Source organism: Cryobacterium psychrophilum, from assembly GCF_004365915.1.
Lineage (GTDB): Bacteria > Actinomycetota > Actinomycetes > Actinomycetales > Microbacteriaceae > Cryobacterium > Cryobacterium psychrophilum.
This window is the reverse complement of record NZ_SODI01000001.1, coordinates 2529998-2547338: the sequence shown is the minus strand read 5'-3', so window position 1 is coordinate 2547338 and position 17341 is coordinate 2529998. Positions and strand designations below refer to the sequence as shown.

The following is a 17341-nucleotide window of genomic DNA, read 5'->3' as shown; positions in this document are numbered from 1 at the left end:
TACGCTGTGAGCCCCAAGAGCTTGTCAATTGAATCCGACGCCAGCAATGTGGCCCATCGCGGGCGCTGGAAAGTCTTCATCGTCGCATTCACGGCCATTCTCATGCCGATGTTGCTTTGGACTCTTGCGTCTCCCCTCATGTCCGTCCCGGACGAGCCATCCCACGCAATCCGCGCCGCTGCAGTCGTGCGTGGCGAGATATCCAGCGTGCCGTGGTCCGAGAACACGCAACTCGCCCGAGCCGACGTGCCGCGCTACGTTGCGCACGCTCACGAGCTGACTTGCTACGCGTTCGATCCCACGATCTCGGCCGGTTGCATGCGCCCGGTGGCCGGCGATCCTCTCAAGATTGTGACAACCGGGCACTCAGCGGGAACGAACAGCCCCGCATACTACGCCATCGTCGGAATTCCCACGTTGGTCCTGGACGGCACGCCTGCGCTCTACGCAATGCGCGGTGTCAACGCGGTCTTGACGGCCGCAACCCTGGCCCTCATGATCATGCAATTGACCCTGCTCCGCCGATCTCGATGGGCGTTGGTGGCGACCTATATTGCGGTCACCCCCATGGTCATCTACCTCGGTGGTGCAATAAATCCGAATGGACTGGAGATCGCCGCCGCCGGAGCGCTTCTTGTCACTCTGACAGCCACATTTCGAATTCCGTCCAGCCGCGCTGGGTTATGGGAGCGCGCGGGATTCGTCGTGGTCTCTGCGGCTTTGTTGCTCAGCACGCGAAGCATTGCCATGTTGTGGGTCCTCCTCATCATTGCGGCGGCCTTCGCCTTGGGCGACAAGACAATTGTGCGTCAGCTTCTGCGCAAGCCAGCGGCCTGGACTGCGGTGGGACTCTCGGCCCTGTTCGCTGCAGGTACTGCGTATTGGTACTTGCACCCGGCTGGACTTAGTCCCCAGCAGTTCCAGGGTGCCGGAACCAGCCCTCGTGTCGCATTCGTTGAGATGCTCAGCCGCACTCTGGATTTCGCCGACGGCTATGTCGGTTTGTTCGGGTGGGTGGACACGCCGTCGCCGAGTTTCAGCGTGATTGCTTGGAGCTTCGCAATCGTGGCAACGATTGCGGCGGCCTTGGTATTGGGAACTGCTCGCGGACGCCTCACCGTGCTCGCCTTGGCTCTGTTGATGATCTTCATACCCGCCATCACTCAAGTGGTCCTGATATCCAGCACAGGTTACATCTGGCAAGGCCGCTACATGCTCGCCCTGCTCCTTTGCCTCTTGGTGGCCTGCGGGATTGTCATTGACGATAGCGATCGCTTACCAGTGTTGCCGCTAGCGCTCAAACGCGCGCTCATGGGCATGCTGGTTCTCCTCGCATTCGGCCACGTGTTCAGTCTCCTGACGACGTTACGCCGTTACGTCGTCAGCGTCACTGGCGGACTGCGCGAAATGCTCTTGGAGCCGCAATGGCAGCCACCTCTGAGCTGGCAGGCACTGACTGCTCTCATGGCAGTTGCCGTCGGAGCGGCCGTCTGGCTAACGTACCGTCGGGCAGCGACGCCACTCCCTGTGGGGTCGCTAGCTGCAGGAACCAACATCGTTGAGACGAAGGCAAAGTAGGCAAACAGCTCCGCTAGCGTGCTTCCTGAGACTGCTAACGGTCTCCTGACTCCAACGCCGTGAGGATTCCGATTCACAGGGGGACAATCATCAGGCCCAGGCTCTGGCGCCGGATTTCCACCGCGATGTTGCTGCCGTCGCCGGAAGCACTAGGAGCGTGGGTCAGTAACGGCAAAGTTTAAAACGCCGCCCGATTTCCCGGGCTTCGAGCGTGGGTCTGGGAAAATTGTGACGAGTAGCCCCTGGCGGTAGCGCACGTCCGAGCACGTGGTAGCGCTGTTCTGACGAGGGGGTAGCGGCCCGAGCTTGGCGCCCGAGCCGCTCCGGTGTTACTCCCAGTAGCTCTTCTCGGCGCGGGCTTGGTCGTTTCGGTGCTGACGCATGTCGATCTGGCCGAGGTTGATGATGCGGGCGTTGTTGGCGAGGCGGTTCACGATTGAGTCCGCCGCGACGCGGTCGGGCAGCTCGGCGACCCAATGCGCGGGTCCGGTCTGCGAGGCGATCATCGTCGGCAGTCGGTGCTCCCGGTTCGCGAGGATCGCGAACAAGTCGCTGGCTGCGTCGCTGTCAACACCGACGGTCAGGAAATCGTCAATGATCAGCAAATCGATGTTGGAGAGCTCGTTCAACAGTTTCTGATGCGCGATGCCGTCGCCGCGAGCGATGACGAGTCTCCGGGCGAGGTCGTCCATCCGGGAGTAGAGAACGGAGTGCTCACTGTGGCAAGCGCCGATGGCCAGCGCGCAGGCGAGGTAGGTTTTCCCGCCACCGGTAGGCGAGATGATGAGCAGGTTGGTCGCATCCAAGCGCCAGTCATGGGCGGCATAGCGCCGCATTCTGACGGCGGTGATGCCGCGTCCCTCGCGGTAGTCGACCTCAGCGACGGTGGCGCCAGGGATGGGGAGGGCTGCCTGGCGGATGAGTTTGTCGACCCGGCTGACGCGTCGGGATTCCAACGCGTCATCGACCGCAGTGAGGAACAGCTGCTCTGGCGTGAGGGTGTCGTTGGCTTCGTCTTGGATGAGTTCCTCCAGCCGGGTCGCGACGTGGGTTACGCGCAGTGCGCGGAACTTGTCATAGTCAACGCTGGTGAACGTCACTTTCCGTCCTCGTTTCGGGCGTAGTGGGAGGCGTCACGGACATAGACGTCCGTGACGGTGTCGCGGAACATGACAGTGCTGCTGCGTTTGCGTGTCGAGGCCGCCGGGGTCACCGGTCGGGGCTTTTTCACGTCACTATCAATGGCCGCCATCAACCGTTTCAGAGTGGAATACGTCGGATGGGCTTTGCGGTTGACGAGGTCTTGGCAGGCGGCCTCCAAGCGTTCTCGGTTGTTCTTGCCGAGGCCGTCGAGGATGTTCTGGCAGGACAGGTATCCTTGCGCTTCGATTGCTTGGCTGTCGAGGATCTGCTCGATCACCGTGACGGTCGCCGGCCCGGCGCTGCGCGCCCGGTCAATGAACCAGCGCCTAGACCACAACCCGTCGATATCGCGGTGCTGCGGCGGAACATGCTCGGGAAGAGTCGAGTACTGGCCCTTCCGACCTGTCAGCCTTGGGTGTTCGCAGATGCTGTCGTTGCCGTCGAAGATCGTCACCCGAGACGATGTCACCCGGACCCGCAGCAGCTTGCCCGCTAGGGCAAAGGGCACGGAATAGCGTTGCGTGTCCGCGGTGACGTGGTAGTTCCGGGCAGCTTTCAACTCTTTCCACTCGACGTCCTCGAACCCGATATCAGGCAGCGAGCCCAAAAGCTCGCGCTCTTCGGTGTCGAAGCGTTCCCACCGGGTGGTGTCGTCGGCGCGGCGAATGTCGTGGTTGATCTCTCGCACCCGTTCCTCGATTGCGGTGTTCAATTCGCTCAGGGTCGTGAAGACATCGTCTTCGAGATAGCCGATGACGCGTTTGTTGACGACGTTCACCGCATTCTCGGCTGATGCCTTGTCGCGCGGCTTTTTCGGTCTGGCCGGGACAATTGCTGTCTGATAGTGGTCAGCGAGTTGCTGATATCGGGCGTTCACGACCCGCTCCGCATCGCCTTGGTGGGTTCGGTGGGTCGACGTCGTCGGGTTGTCCGGCACGATGATCTGCGTGACGCCTCCAAAGAACGCGAATGCGTGAACGTGGGCGTCGAGCCAGGCGGGGGATTTCATATCCGCGTAGGCGCGGCAGAACATCAGACCCGAAAACGGCAGCACCGCGACGAACAAGATGGCCCGGACCACTTCACCGGTGATGGTGTCGACGATGTCCATCGTGTCGCCGGCCCAGTCCACCAACATCGCCCGTCCCGGCTCGTGGCGGAGCACCGCGACGAGATCGTGGGTGCGAAGATAACCGGTGAACAGGGCGCAGAACTGCGAGTACCCGTACTTCTTGCCCGCATCTGTGGTGTCGACGTAGCGGCGCCAGGCCAGCAGCAACGTGAAGTGCCGGTTTGCTTTCATCGCCGCCAGCACCCGTGCCAGGTCGGGTTGGTCGTACTCGTCTGAGACTTTCCGACGCCCGTCGGGGAACCATTCCGCCAACTCGGTATCACTCACCGTAACGGTCGCGGTCAGGCCCCGAGCCTCGACCTCCTGCCGCACCCGAGCCACGTCGCGATGCGAGCACCCCACGATCTCGACGACGTCGCGGTAGCTGCGCCCCTCGAGCAGCAACCCCAATATTTTCCGATAATCCGCCATGACCCGCCCTTAACAATGGAAGGACAACGCCTTGCGCGTTGTCCTTCCACAGCAGAGCAGATTGGCAGCATCAGCGCTACCGTGTTCCCGGAATCTTGCTACCGTGTCGTCGGACTAGTGCTACCTTCAAGGGCTACTCGCCAAAAATTGGTTATGAGCGATTCGGATGGCTTGTTTCCCGCGGCTGAGCTTGAGCACGTCGACCCCGTCGAGGGTGGGGTGGAGGCCGGGGCGGGCATGAATAAGCGGTTCCGGGCGTTTGAGCCGGCCGCGGTGATGCTGGTGCCGCCGTCACTGGATGAGTGGTTGCCGCAGAATCATCTGTCGCGGTTCATTGCGGACATCGTCGAAACTCAGCTCGACCTGCGGAAGTTCGATGCGTCGTATGCGAAGACGAAAGGCCAACCGCCGTATGACCCGCGGTTGATGGTCCGTGTTCTTCTCTATGGGTATTGCGTGGGGGTGCGCTCCTCCCGCGAGTTGGAGCGGGTGTGTGTGGATGTGGTCGCTTTTCGCTGGTTGGCCGCGCAGCAAGCACCCGATTTTCGTTCCATTGCCCGGTTTCGAAAACGGCACCTCTCGGCGCTGGGGAACGTGTTCCTGCAAGCGTTGGAACTGTGCCGAGCGGCCGGGATGGTGTCGCTGGGGCAGGTCGCCCTCGATGGAACGAAGGTGCGTGCGAACGCCTCCCGGCGCAAAGCGATGAGTTACGCGCGCCTGACGGAGAAGCAGAAAGTCCTCGCGGATGAAGTGTCCGCGCTACTCGCTGACGCGGACGCGACAGATGAGGCCGAGGACGCCCGGTTCGGGAAGGATAAACGCGGCGACGAGTTGCCCCCGGAACTGGCGCGGCGGGAATCCCGCCTGATTAAACTCGCCGAAGCGCGGGCCGCGTTAGAAGCTGACGCGGCCGCACGGGCGCGGAAAGATGCGGAGAAGAAGGCCCGCGAGAAAGGCGACGACGACGAGACGGTCGCGAAGCAGGGGGAGGATGCGGCGACGAACGCGGTCGTCGCTCCGAAGGCGCAACGCAACTTCACCGATCCGGATGCCCGGATCATGAAGACCGCCGACGGATCGTTTCATTACGCCTATAACGCGCAGGCCATCGTTGATCAGGATCACCAAGTCATCGTCGCCACGACGTTGACGAACATTGGCGTGGATGTTGAACAGGTCAGGCCGCCCCGGTGCCGCATGGCCGCTACACAATGAGACACAAAACCGATTGCGCGACTACCGCCCCACGCTCCTAAGCGTTCGCTCCCGTCGGGATGGCCGCCGCGAATGCCGGTTTTACTTCTAACCACGTCGCGTTTACGCTGAGTTCGCCCAAGCGTGCCATAGAGGAGATAGGCCGCTTCTTGCCTGCTTCCAACAGGTACACGGAGCCGTCAGGCGTTCTGATGAGATTCGATGCGGCGGAACCCCTGTTGAGCTGCCCGCATGTGAACTGATCCATAGGCACGTACACGAACGGATAGAGCCCTTCTTGGGTCGTATCCACAGCGTGCACCTGACCGCCCGCCGCCACGAATTTCGCTGTTCCACAGGCGAGCCCGAATGTCATGAGCTTGTCGCTGAGAGGATACGCCAGGATGCGCTCCTGCGTGGAATAGGTGAAGTCAGTGAACCCCGCTTCGGTGGGAAATTGAAAGCTCGACAGCGCGATCCGGCTGGTTACGCCATTCACGAAGAAGACCGTGGCGTCCTCCGGTGAGCGAACCAACGTACCCGCACGAAGAGCAACCGGCCCCACGGCGAAAGCAGCGATCACATCGGACCGGACGGTAGTGATGACCGGATTACCGTCCGGGGTCAGAGCGAGAAGAGCATCCCATCCGCTGATCGGACGGATGTCTGACGGCATCACAACATAGACGCTTGCCTCGTTCGGCGACTTGACGAAGGAACCGGCAGCTACCGTACCCCTGGACTCGTAACTATCAATCAGCGCCTGCGGAACGGGCACTGTCAATGCTTTGACTCCGCCAGCAGCGAGTTCGTACCGCCCCTCGGAGCTCACAGCCGTGATCGGCCCCGTTCCGGCAGCTCGAACTAGGCCGCCAAAATTCGCTGGCGCCGCCGGAACCATCAACAGGCTCGCTGAGACCAATGACCCAAAGGTGCGAGGTGTCACGCCGAGCGATGATTCAGATCCTGCCTTGACTCCATATCGGAGTCCGCCCGAGAGCAGGTATGAGCTCCCCGTCGAGCGGGACCTTACGAAGGCGCCATCTCGAATTATCGGCATCGTAAGAGGAAGCGCAGCAACGGCGTTCTCCGTCAGCACGTTCATCGAACCGGAGATCCCCGCCAAGCTCTGAGACTCGTCGTCAAGAATCTCAGCCTTCTTGCCACCCTTGATGTGGTAGCGACTGCCTTCGACGGTCCCGAGGATCGAGCTGAGCACGGGGCCACTCTGGAAGGCGTTGATCTGTTCATCCGTGAGCTGAACGTACCCATCACTCGCGCATGACGCACCATAATCGACGGCTTGCCCGCACGACGAAAACGGCAGTTTGACTCCACCGTCGTAGAAATAGATCGTTCCCGCATTACTGCGAATTGCCCGTCCAACGACGTGTGCGGTGGTGTAACGATCCAAGTAGGACTGCGACACGTAGCCGAGCTTCCCTAGAGGCGCGAGTGCAGTCAGAACGCTCGCGCTCGTGACCGGATACTTGTTCTGTCCTGAAATCAGATAGACGGTTGCGTCCGCGTTTGTTCTCAGGAGGCTTGTCCCGGTCGTGGGGTCCCCAAACCAGTCGCTAAACATCCGCCAAAAATTGCGGTTTCCGTAGGAACTGCACGAATCTCCGGTCCCATAGAGATTTGAGAGTGCGGCGCGGTTCGGCTGGTACGGCGTGTAGTTATATAATCCGGCGGTCGCCTGGTTCTGGATGAAGACGGAACTCGAACCGCATGCCGAGTTGGGGTGGAAGCGAACGGAGTTTACACGGCCAGGAACGTGGTTCCAGCGAGTCGGGTTCGCCGCGTAATACTGAAACTGCAATGCCGCTGCATAGACCTGGTTGAAGAATCCGTAGTAGTTTGCGTCGCAATCCGCAGTGTCAGGGCAGCCGTAACCGGTGGCACTCCGATACTGGCGACTTGTCGGCCAGGTATCCGAGACAAGTCCCTGCTCCTTTTCAAGCAGCACGAGTATGGCTTTCTGGCTGATTCCACACGCCACTCCCACTTTGGCAATGATGTCCGCTGCGCTCTCGCTGGTGCGCCCGGAGTACTCTGCACATCGTCCAGCAATGGCTGACTTTGTAGGAGTGTCCTGCCGGTAGTCCTTGAGACAGGTGTAACCGCTGCGACAGGTGGTCACGCGGTCGCTGAGAAACGTCTGCACGGAACCCGCACTCATGGACCCTCCGTCGAAGAACACCGCGTCACTAATGATGTTCCCCGGATCAAAGAAGGAAGCGTTGGCGGCCTCCGCCTGCGTCGCGGGCGACACTGCCACGAGTAGCGTTGCGGCAAGCGTGACAGCCAGGGCCGTCCCGAGTACTTTCTTGATGTTCACGGGATCTCCAGGGTCATAGGCTGCGACGAAACGGTCAGGGTTTCAGAAGAATAGGCGAGAACAACTTGCCAGGAACCCCGAGCCAGATCACTCATCGAAACCTGGACGAAGCCGCAGGAAGTCGTTGACGCATTGGCTCTCCCTGTACTCGTGGCAGAGGTCTCGCTCTCAAGCCCAGTGAAGGTGAAGGTGCATATGCCGGCGTCTTCAATGGTTCCTGAAACGTATCCAGAAGCCGAGACGTTGAGTCCGTCCACGTCCACGCCCGCCACAGAGATCACGGCTTCACTTGCCGGCGTTGACACGGGCGTCGCACTCGGTTTGTCGGATGGCACCGGCGACGATGATGATGTAGATCCATTAACCGGAATGTTCCCCGGGCTGCAAGCAGTCATCGTCCCCATGAAAATGGTGACGAGAAGGAGGGGCGCCCACGAACGCGCTACACCATGCGTTGCTTGATTCACGTTAGAGAGCACCCATCGTTTTGCCAGACAAGAATGTTAGTATACCCCCCATTTGGCCAGAATTCTCGACTCGGGTCCTCCCAGAGTTTTCACCTAGACTCCTGATGTCCCTCCGCCACGATCGAAAGTGATCTATGCCCAGCCTGAATGCCGAAGAACGAGCCCTGCGAATCGCTCAGGAACCGCTGCTGCCGGTTGGACAGTCAACCGGTTTTATCACGGGCACGTGGTCATCAATAAAGGAGACCTTGGAACATAGGGAGCTCCTCGGGCTTCTCGTGCGTCGGGAAATCAAGGCGCGGTACAAGGACAGCTCCCTGGGGCTCGTCTGGAGCCTGGTCAAACCTCTGGCTCAGCTTCTCGTCTACTACTTTGCGATCGGCCAGATTCTCGGAGTAGCCCGGAACATCCCAAGTTTCGCCATCTTCGTTTTTGTCGGGCTGACCGTGTGGGGATTGTTCACCGAAATCGTGTCCAGCGGAACGATGTCAATCGTTAACAATGCCGGCCTAGTAAAGAAGGTCTACCTGCCACGGGAAATATTCCCACTGGCGGCCGTGGGTGGCGGACTCTTCAACTTCGCTCTGCAGCTAATAATTCTGATCACCGCGACCATAGTTGGCGGCCAGATACCGCTCAGCCGAGATTTGGCGTTGGCACCCCTCGCTCTGGCCAATATCGTCGTCTTCGCGGCAGCGATCGGCATGGTCCTGGCAGCGGTGACCGTGTATCTGCGGGACCTGCAGCACCTGATCGAAGTGGTGCTGACCGTGCTTTTCTGGGCTTCCCCCGTGGTCTACTCGTTCAGTTTTGTAAACAAGGCCATCGGTGGAACCTGGCTCGAACAGGTGTACCTAGCGAATCCCGTCACACTCAGCGTGCTGGGCATGCAAAAAGCCCTCTGGCTGGCTGGATCAACCGAGTCCGCCCAAGTAAACTTTCCGCCGGAACTTGCACTGAGACTGTGGGTCTCCCTTGGCATCAGCATTGTCTTGCTCTGGGTGGCCCAACGTGTCTTTTCACGCCTTCAAGGCAACTTTGCACAGGAGCTGTAACTGACCATGAACGATTTCCCGAGCATCGTCCAAGTAGAGGACGTATCAAAACGGTTCCTACTGCACAAGGACAAGTCCCTTAAGGAACGAGTAATGTTCCTTGGTCGCGCCCGCAAGCGGGTGGAAGATTTCTGGGCTCTGCAGGACGTTTCAATGGACATCGCTACCGGCTCCACGGTCGGTTTGGTTGGCCACAACGGCTCGGGCAAGTCAACCCTGCTCAAGGTCATCGGCGGCATCATCCAGCCGACGAGCGGCTCGGTCGTTCGCCGCGGACGGATGGCCGCCCTTCTTGAGCTGGGAGCAGGATTCCACCCTGACCTGTCCGGTCGTGAAAACGTCTACCTCAATGCCGCCATTCTGGGCCTGAGCCATCAGGAAACAGACCGTCATTTCGATGCGATCGTTGAGTTTTCAGGGATCGAAGATTTCATCGACACCCAAGTGAAGTTTTACAGTTCTGGCATGTACGTGCGGCTGGCCTTTTCCGTGGCAGTGCACGTCGACCCTGATCTCCTTTTGGTGGATGAAGTGCTTGCGGTCGGTGATGAACCGTTCCAGCGCAAATGTATGGACAAAATTGCCGAGTTCCAGGCTGAGGGCCGCACGATCGTTCTCGTCAGTCATTCGTCGGACCAGGTCGGGCGCCTTTGCGACCGCGTGGTGGTAATGCAATCAGGTTCGATGATCCATGATGGTGACCCGGCAGAGGGTATCCGCGTGCTGCGCGACGGCTATGAAGCGGACAGAATGAGCGACCTTCAGCTCGCACGGGAAGTTGAGCCTCAGGCCTCACGAATCTCGATTGAGGATGTGACCAGTCACACCGTTATCGGTGACGGCTCAGTTGACGTTGTGGTGCTTGTGACCGTAGATGTTCAGGAAGCGACTCCTGGCTGGGGCATGGGTATCGCCATCGAGACCACCTTGGGCATGCGCATCTACTCTTCGGATACCTTTGCTCTCAAGCACGCAATGCCCACGAGCATCGGGCGTCACACTATTCAGGTGGTCCTTCCGGATGTCAGGCTCGGAGCCGGCAAGTATCTCGTAAGCGTCGGCGTCGCCTTGGCCTCGCGAGAGACCGTGGACCGTCGGCCCAACGCGGCTGCCTTTGACATGCCGAACGACGAGTTTTCCACGGGGCTGCTCCGGATTCGTCCGAACTGGCAAGTGGATCCGGCCATCAAGGCAATCTGACGTCACGGGCACCAGATCTGCTGACCTGGTGCCCCATACACTTCTCGCAGTGTCAGTGCCGGGGTGGCGGCTCGGTCAGCGCGACTTACGACTGTGCTCGAGCGAGCCTGACTTCACAGCTTCAGCATCGCCCAGATCAACAAGGGTGGACGCACGATAACTCTTCCACTTGACAATCTGGTAGGTGGGATTAAGTGCCAGCCAGTACAGCTTGCGCTTCCAGCCGAAGTCTCCGTCACGCAGAATCCGCACGGTGTCCCCCGCGATGCCACGGAGGGTGAGCCTAATCTGCCCCTTCTCGCTCAGCACCGGGATCGGGAATCCAATCTGCCGCAGTCCGACCGTTTCATCGAAGATGCGACGGCGGTATTCGTCCCGCGTAAGGTCGTTAGAGTGCTCAACGGCGGCACGTCCCGCATATGCCTTCTTGTATCCTGCCTCGATCAGGTCCTTTCCGAACAGCTGATCTTCCGCGTAACGTACGTCCCGATACGGCAGCGTGTTGACGAGAAAATCACGCCGCGCCGCAGAATTCACGTCCGAGTAGAAACTGATGGCGTTGAGAACGCCCTCGCTCTGAACGAATTGATCCTTGTAGAAGATCGACGTTCCGAAGTCTGGTCCGAAACCCGCGAAGACGCCGTTGATTTCGTACTTGAGGAGCGGGAAGCAGCCCCTTCGAGGAATCTGCTTGCCCATGACCGCAACGATGCTCTCATCGAACTCAAAGGGCGCGAGGAGCTCGCGAAGCCACTCTCTTGACACCGGAATGGCGTCGTGCGTGAGGAACGCGATGTACTCGCCGGTCCCGAGCTGCGCGGCCAAATTTCTCGTCTTACCATGTCCAAACTCCGAGTTCGGAATTTCGTGCAGCTTCACGTTCGGAAAGCGTCCGACGATGTCTAATGTCGAATCCGTCGAACCGGAATCGATCACAAGGACTTCGATATCGCCAGCAACGTCTTGTGCCGACACCTCCCTCAATATCTGCTCTAGGTAGACCTCACCGTTGTAGGTGAGGATGGCTACGGTCACCAGTGGCTGCTCAGTCAATGGACTGACCCCTAATCTCTTGGTAGGTCATGCGAACCCCCTCGTCGAGGGCCGTGAGGTCAGCCGGTCCGAATTCGGATCGGTAGCGCTCGATGTTGAGCACGACTCGATCAATAAAGGTTGGGGGCTTGGGCCTCTCTATTACGTCAAAATCAAGTCCCGTGACACGACGAAGAGACTCGATTATGTCACTCACCGAATGTCCCTGACCGCTCCCCAAGTTGTACAAGTCGTGCCCTGTTTCAACACCGACCATGGGGATGACCATCCGGACGAGATCTTCGACATACACATAGTCGCGCACCATGGAGCCGCTGCCTAGACGAATTACAGGCCGGCCCAAAACAATCTGCCTCAGGGCTATCGGAATCAGGCCCTGCTTCTTGTTGGGTTTCTGTCTCGTTCCATAGGGATTGGAGATGCGCAGCGACGTGGATTCGAGTCCGTGCTTCGTGCGGAAGTAGTGGAGATAATGTTCGATAGACAGCTTCCCGATACCATAAGGAGAAATAGGAAGGGCGCGGTCGGTCTCCGAATACTCGGCTTTGTTCTGGGGGCCGTAGATGGCACCACCTGTTGACGCGTAATAAAATCTCTTCACGCCGGCCGCGACACACGATTCGAGCAATTCCACGGTCTGAGCAATGTTCGTGCGTATATCTAGTGTGGGATCTGCCTCCGCTGTCGCGGGGCTCGTGGTCGACAGGAAATGGAAGACATACTCCTGCCCGGACACCGCGCTTTCCAAATCAGCGCGGCTGAGAAACTCACCCTGAATGACGCGCACACCTGCTGCAACGAAGGTGGGACGGCTTGTGCTGTATCGGTCGAACGCGGAGACCTCGTGTCCCGCGAGCACCAACGCATCTACCAGATGAGATCCAATAAAGCCGTTGGCCCCGATTACGACAACCTTAGCCACGCATGGCTCCCTCAAATGCACTTAGAAATTGGCTTCCCGAATCTGACCAGTTGATGTTGGCAACGGACTCCGACATCGCCACCGAACGAGCGACGGCATCTGGGTGGTCAAAGACCTCGGCCATCTTGCGAGCGATAGCCTTCGGAGAAGCCGGCACGTACTCGATGAACGGATTGTCCGACACAAGCCGGTTGTTCGGGCCGTCGTTGACGACCGGAGTCACACCGCTCGACAGCAATTCCAAAGGAAGTAGCGACATATTTGAGAGCGACATGACTAGCCCCGCCGCGCAGCGATTATAGACGGCGTTGAGCTCGGATATATCCAGGCTTGAGAGATTCGTGTACTCAAACGGGATCACCCAGTTGGACACATCCCAACCTGCAAGGTTGATTTTCACATCGGGTTTAATTCGAGCGAACTCTTCCAATGCAAGCAACCCGAATTCGAATGCACGTCGAGGCGTGACGGGGCGCGCATAGAAGAACACCTCATTGCGTCGCACAAGGTTGGTAACGCTGTAGTGAGTCTTGTCGACCGCGAAGTCGAAGTGGTCGGTCGTCATCCCGTACTCGGTTGCGAGCTTATGGGACAGCCAGCCCCCGGCCGTAATGCCGTGGAAGCCGAAGCGATACGTATTTCCTGCGAGAAGCGACTCACTGCCTAGGGGATAGAAACTGGCTTCGTAATCCTGCACAAAGTAGAATCGTCGGGCCTTGGTCTTGTCCAGGAATACTGGGTAGGCCGTTTCCCAGCCGGTGGCGAACAGCGCCTGAGTGTCACGGGCGACTCCCAGTGCGGGGTCGTACATCGCGATACTCGCTGCGACCTCCGGGTACGCGGAAGAGGACTTAAGCATGGCCCGTATGTCCGTAATGCTTACATCTTGCGCGCCCGTTGTGTAGAGATAGATTGAGCAACGGTGGCCCGCCTTTTCGGCGATGTCGATAAACCGAAAAAGGTTCTGGTGACCGCCGCTTTCTGGCCCGGGAGGAGACATGATCCAGCCGATATTGACTGGGCCATCCTCAACCGTCGTCATCTGTCCCAGCCAATCGGGATTTTGAGTCCAATCCAACCGAGCAGCATCGTCGCTCGCGACCAGCATGATCGGCACGTGGCGAGTCAGCTTGGCGCCGGCCTTCCGAAAGCTTCGTGCCGCGAAAGCTCGGGGGCCCTCCGCACGCAAAATGCGCCCCGGGCGAAGTGCAATGTGCAGCACTTTGCCGATGTACGTTCTCAGACCGTGTTCGCGAATGATGCGAAAACTCCTGTTAAACATGCTCAAAAGTTTTCCTCGACCCTTATCGGCTGCTGATCCTGATTGTATCTAGCCATATACATTCAGTCTAGCAAGGGACGCTGTAGGTACCATGGGCACGACACCCATATGCGGGCCGCAATCACACATTGGGCCGGTATCAGCAATTTGACCTAACCTAGAACTACATCCACTGCACGACAACGATTACGATTATGAATCGAATGGTCACCATCAGCCTCCACGAGACAACCCCCACGCGTGTTGCTGTGGTGACCGTAAGTTACGGGTCAGCCGACGTGCTTGGCCCATTTCTTGCCACTATCCCGGGTGCCTCCCAAGGTGCCGTGGACATCGTCGTCGCTGACAACAAACCGTCCACCGGAGTGAACGACATTGCGATGATGGCGGCGGCGGCGGGTGCGTGCTACCTGCCTCTCGCCTCCAACCGAGGCTACGGGCACGCAATCAATGCGGCGGTCAAAGGACTTCGGCCTGATGTCGAGTGGGTCTTGATTAGCAATCCCGACGTCACACTAAGTGCTGGCACCATAGACACGCTGATCAACGCAGTCGACGATGACCCGACCGTGGGCGCGATCGGCCCGCGCATCCTCTCCTCGAACGGGGAAGTTTACCCCTCAGCGCGCACCATTCCTTCCCTCCGTTCAGGCGTAGGTCACGCACTCTTCGCGAATTTCTGGCCGCGGAACCCCTGGACTCGAACATATCGTCCCGACGCCGGTGCCAGCCTCCTGCGGCGCGACGCTGGCTGGCTTTCCGGAGCTTGCCTCTTGGTGCGCCGGAACGTTCTGCTGGAACTGCACGGCTTTGACGAAAGTTACTTCATGTACTTCGAGGACGTTGACCTCGGATATCGCATCGGCAAACTGGGCCTACGCAACGTCTACGAACCCGCCGCGGTCGTAGTTCACACCGGAGCGCATTCAACCCAGGAGAACGCTGCCGAGATGATTCGAGCGCACCATGACAGCGCAACCAAGTTCTTGTCTAAGAAGTACTCCGGTGCCCACATGTGGCCGGTGCGCGTCGTTCTCAAAATTGGGCTGGGCCTGCGAGCGCGCGTTGAGGAACGGCGCGCCCACTAGACCTCGCGACGGGCTACGAGCGCCCCGCTATGCGTCTGATGACGCGACCGACGGCCCGGAGTGGAAGTGTGAAACGCCACGAGGCGCTCGCACGGATTTGAACGATACTTTGGGCAAGATCGGCGATGTCGACTTCGTGATGTGCGATAGTTTCACGTAGCTGTACGGCCTGCTCGCGCTCCTGCTCCATTTCGGCCACCAGACGCGCAATGCGACGGGCAGCGTCTTTCTGGGCGTGCTCATAGTCTGCGACAGCCTGGAACAAGACCGCCCGACGACGTCGAACCTCTTCAGCCTCAATGTCGAGGGATTTCGACTCGGTCACACGTTCTCCTCTACCAGCTGCCGCGTTGCGCGGTCCGCCGCGCGCGAAAGTTCCCGGGATTGCGAGATGGCCGCTGGAGCCTGCGCCGCGGAAATCGCCACGCTAGCGGCATCGCCCAAGTCCCCGACCTCGACCTCTGCTGGGAATTCGCTGTCCCAATGGGACGCATACGTAGCAACTTTCAAGTTCACGAGACTGACCCGCGGCTTAAGGAACGACCCAGCAATGATACGTCCGTGGAGCGATGAGCCTATCCACATCTCAGACCCGGCGATCCAGGCAGCCAGCTCCAGGGGGGCACGCGTCGCGATGACCGTGGGATTCAGGTTTGGCGCAATGGCTGTGAGCATGGAGATGACCTCATCATACTGATCTGCACGGTCGTGATGCCGCGCTATTCCCGCCAAGAAGAGGACTGGACGCCACCCTGTGGCTAGTGCGATCCCCGCGAGAGACTTGGCAATCGCTTCGGCGCCGTATTTCTCGACGAGGTGGGCGTTGGATTGAAAGAGGAAATAGGGGGCTTCGTGCCGCCCAATTCCTTCTGCAAGTTCCGGATACAGGATTGGAATTGCATGAACCATATCAGGCGACAGAGTTGCATTGAGTCCAGAGGCCAGCGCGAACCGAAGAGAAGACGGGTCGCGGACGCTCAGCGACCTTGAACTGCGAAGCGCGGAAATGGCGGCGTTCGCACCGGGGGAGCTGCCAACCGGGGACATCGTGCCCAAGCCCACCGAATTAATAACGAGAGGAGTATCCAAATTGAGCGGGAATCGTTTCAATTCCGGGAGGTACGCGGGGGCAAGCGCCGAGGCGTCTGCCAAATATTCCGAGACAACTTCCCGGCCGTGCGCACTAACGCTATCGAAGATATCCCCTTCGTCCGAGCCGAGAGACATCGCCAGGGCGTTTTCGGTAGTGACGCCGCCCACCTCACCCCCGACGACCCACACAGCATCCCATGCGCGTTGAGCGAGAAGCGGATTGTGCGCGTGGACAGTTGTGCCGAGCAAGGCAGTCATGTCAGCGCCAATGATGGAGCCAGCCACGACCTGGTGACCGGCGAGATATTCCTTCGTCAGCTGAAAGAACAGCAGGTCTCCGAAATTATCTCTTTCATAAGCACCGATCAGAAGTACTTCGGCGTTCGTTCTAGACAAGTAACTACGCGTTCCTCTCAGTCACATCTGAAAATAGCGTTCCAACACTAGCGCGTCTCACTCCGAATGGGGCGATTGATGGCGGCAACCATTGCGGGGCGAGTTCGCCCCTTGCGCTCAGACCGCCTAGGCGACAAGCCCCGCCAGATAGCGCCCGTAGCCGCTTTTGAGTAACGGTGCGGCCAACGCCGCGAGTTGTGCGTCGGTGATCCAGCCAGCACGCCACGCGATCTCCTCGATGCAGCCCACCTTGAAACCCTGGCGGTCCTCGATCACCCGCACGTACTCGGAGGCCTGCATCATCGACTCGAACGTTCCCGTGTCGAGCCATGCGGTTCCGCGGTCAAGAACCTGCACGTGCAGGGTGCCCTGTTCCAGGTACCGCTCGTTGATCGTGCTGATTTCCAGCTCTCCACGGGCGCTCGGCTCGATGGTCTTTGCGATCTCAATGACGGAGTTGTCGTAGAAGTACAGCCCCGGAACCGCGTAGTTGCTCTTCGGCGTCGACGGCTTCTCCTCAATGGAGATCGCGGTCATGCTCTCGTCGAACTCCACGACACCATACGACGTGGGATTGCTGACGTGATATGCAAAGATGCGGGCGCCCTCGATGTCGCGGTTGCCACGGAGGGCAGAGCCGAGGCCTGCGCCGTGGAAGATGTTATCGCCGAGGACGAGGGCAACGCTGTCGTCACCAATGAACTCCTCACCGATGATGAAGGCCTGCGCCAGCCCATCGGGCGACGGCTGCACGGCATACTCGATGCGGATGCCCAGCTCTGACCCGTCACCGAGCAGCGCACGAAACTGTTCGTTGTACTCGGGCGTGGTGATGATCAGGATCTCTTTGATGTCCGCCATCATCAGCGTCGACAGGGGGTAGTAGATCATCGGCTTGTCGTAAATGGGCATGAGCTGCTTTGAAATGCCCTTGGTGATCGGCCACAGGCGTGTGCCCGAACCGCCGGCGAGAATGATTCCGCGCAT

The 17341-nt window shown here is 59.3% G+C and carries 13 protein-coding genes and 1 pseudogene; 5 read left to right on the top strand and 9 right to left on the bottom strand.

Features of this window, described 5'->3' with window-relative positions; genetic code table 11:
• Window positions 1-6 precede the first annotated feature (6 nt).
• Window positions 7-1578 carry a DUF2142 domain-containing protein gene (locus EDD25_RS11935; RefSeq protein ID WP_134173466.1) on the top strand — a complete coding sequence of 524 codons (1572 nt, stop codon included), beginning with the start codon at window positions 7-9 and terminating at the stop codon, window positions 1576-1578.
• Window positions 1579-1907: 329 nt separating this feature from the next.
• On the opposite strand, the gene EDD25_RS11930 is transcribed toward EDD25_RS11935, so the two are convergent.
• Together EDD25_RS11930 and istA are read right to left on the bottom strand one after the other, a co-directional pair.
• Complete coding sequence (locus tag EDD25_RS11930) at window positions 1908-2678, bottom strand: ATP-binding protein (protein ID WP_134172691.1); 771 nt, start codon at window positions 2676-2678, stop codon at window positions 1908-1910.
• The gene (gene istA / locus EDD25_RS11925) at window positions 2675-4264 is read right to left on the bottom strand and encodes an IS21 family transposase (RefSeq protein WP_134173465.1); all 1590 of its coding nucleotides are present in this window, start codon (window positions 4262-4264) and stop codon (window positions 2675-2677) included. Before istA ends, EDD25_RS11930 begins: the two co-directional genes overlap by 4 nt.
• Window positions 4265-4501: 237 nt before the next feature.
• Between istA and EDD25_RS11920 the strand changes: the two are divergent.
• A pseudogene (locus EDD25_RS11920) lies at window positions 4502-5449 on the top strand (transposase); the annotation flags it as partial.
• Between the two features lie 67 nt (window positions 5450-5516).
• Here the strand turns inward: EDD25_RS11920 and EDD25_RS11915 are convergent.
• A complete protein-coding gene (locus EDD25_RS11915; RefSeq protein ID WP_134173463.1) occupies window positions 5517-7799 on the bottom strand; it encodes a hypothetical protein in 2283 nt (760 codons plus the stop codon).
• 601 nt (window positions 7800-8400) lie between these two features.
• Between EDD25_RS11915 and EDD25_RS11910 the strand changes: the two genes are divergently transcribed.
• The gene (locus EDD25_RS11910; protein WP_134173462.1) at window positions 8401-9321 is read left to right on the top strand and encodes an ABC transporter permease; all 921 of its coding nucleotides are present in this window, start codon (window positions 8401-8403) and stop codon (window positions 9319-9321) included.
• Between the two features lie 6 nt (window positions 9322-9327).
• Window positions 9328-10521, top strand: a complete 1194-nt coding sequence (locus EDD25_RS11905) for an ABC transporter ATP-binding protein (protein ID WP_134173461.1) — start codon at window positions 9328-9330, stop codon at window positions 10519-10521.
• 75 nt (window positions 10522-10596) lie between these two features.
• On the opposite strand, the gene EDD25_RS11900 is transcribed toward EDD25_RS11905, so the two are convergent.
• Genes EDD25_RS11900 through EDD25_RS11890 form a run of 3 tightly spaced genes read right to left on the bottom strand, consistent with a single transcriptional unit; the run spans window position 10597 to window position 13778 of the window.
• On the bottom strand, window positions 10597-11574 hold the full coding sequence (locus EDD25_RS11900; RefSeq protein WP_166671289.1) for a glycosyltransferase family 2 protein: 978 nt from the start codon (window positions 11572-11574) through the stop codon (window positions 10597-10599).
• Window positions 11567-12496, bottom strand: coding sequence for an NAD-dependent epimerase/dehydratase family protein (locus EDD25_RS11895; RefSeq protein WP_134173460.1), 930 nt, complete (start codon window positions 12494-12496; stop codon window positions 11567-11569). Before EDD25_RS11895 ends, EDD25_RS11900 begins: the two co-directional genes overlap by 8 nt.
• Complete coding sequence (locus EDD25_RS11890) at window positions 12489-13778, bottom strand: rhamnosyltransferase WsaF family glycosyltransferase (protein ID WP_134173459.1); 1290 nt, start codon at window positions 13776-13778, stop codon at window positions 12489-12491. The genes EDD25_RS11895 and EDD25_RS11890 overlap by 8 nt, the downstream gene beginning before the upstream one ends.
• A gap of 203 nt (window positions 13779-13981) precedes the next feature.
• On the opposite strand from EDD25_RS11890, the gene EDD25_RS11885 reads away from it, so the two are divergent.
• Entirely contained in the window at window positions 13982-14866 is an 885-nt protein-coding gene (locus tag EDD25_RS11885; protein ID WP_134173458.1) for a glycosyltransferase family 2 protein, read from the top strand.
• A 13-nt stretch (window positions 14867-14879) separates the two neighbouring features.
• Here the strand turns inward: EDD25_RS11885 and EDD25_RS11880 are convergent, their stop codons facing one another.
• From EDD25_RS11880 to rfbA, 3 genes are all read right to left on the bottom strand, one after another.
• Window positions 14880-15191 carry a hypothetical protein gene (locus EDD25_RS11880; RefSeq protein ID WP_134173457.1) on the bottom strand — a complete coding sequence of 104 codons (312 nt, stop codon included), beginning with the start codon at window positions 15189-15191 and terminating at the stop codon, window positions 14880-14882.
• Window positions 15188-16354: a polysaccharide pyruvyl transferase family protein gene (locus tag EDD25_RS11875; protein WP_166671288.1), complete on the bottom strand. Its 1167-nt coding sequence runs from the start codon at window positions 16352-16354 to the stop codon at window positions 15188-15190. Before EDD25_RS11875 ends, EDD25_RS11880 begins: the two co-directional genes overlap by 4 nt.
• A gap of 126 nt (window positions 16355-16480) precedes the next feature.
• A complete protein-coding gene (gene rfbA / locus EDD25_RS11870) occupies window positions 16481-17341 on the bottom strand; it encodes a glucose-1-phosphate thymidylyltransferase RfbA (protein ID WP_134173455.1) in 861 nt (286 codons plus the stop codon).

What these genes read in the sequence shown, in the direction of transcription:
- istA (WP_134173465.1), bottom strand. Translation starts at nt 4,264, where the DNA reads ATGGCGGATTATCGGAAAATATTGGGGTTGCTGCTCGAGGGGCGCAGC.
- EDD25_RS11910 (WP_134173462.1), top strand. Translation starts at nt 8,401, where the DNA reads ATGCCCAGCCTGAATGCCGAAGAACGAGCCCTGCGAATCGCTCAGGAA.
- EDD25_RS11905 (WP_134173461.1), top strand. Translation starts at nt 9,328, where the DNA reads ATGAACGATTTCCCGAGCATCGTCCAAGTAGAGGACGTATCAAAACGG.
- EDD25_RS11890 (WP_134173459.1), bottom strand. Translation starts at nt 13,778, where the DNA reads ATGTTTAACAGGAGTTTTCGCATCATTCGCGAACACGGTCTGAGAACG.
- EDD25_RS11885 (WP_134173458.1), top strand. Translation starts at nt 13,982, where the DNA reads ATGGTCACCATCAGCCTCCACGAGACAACCCCCACGCGTGTTGCTGTG.
- rfbA (WP_134173455.1), bottom strand. Translation starts at nt 17,341, where the DNA reads ATGCGCGGAATCATTCTCGCCGGCGGTTCGGGCACACGCCTGTGGCCG.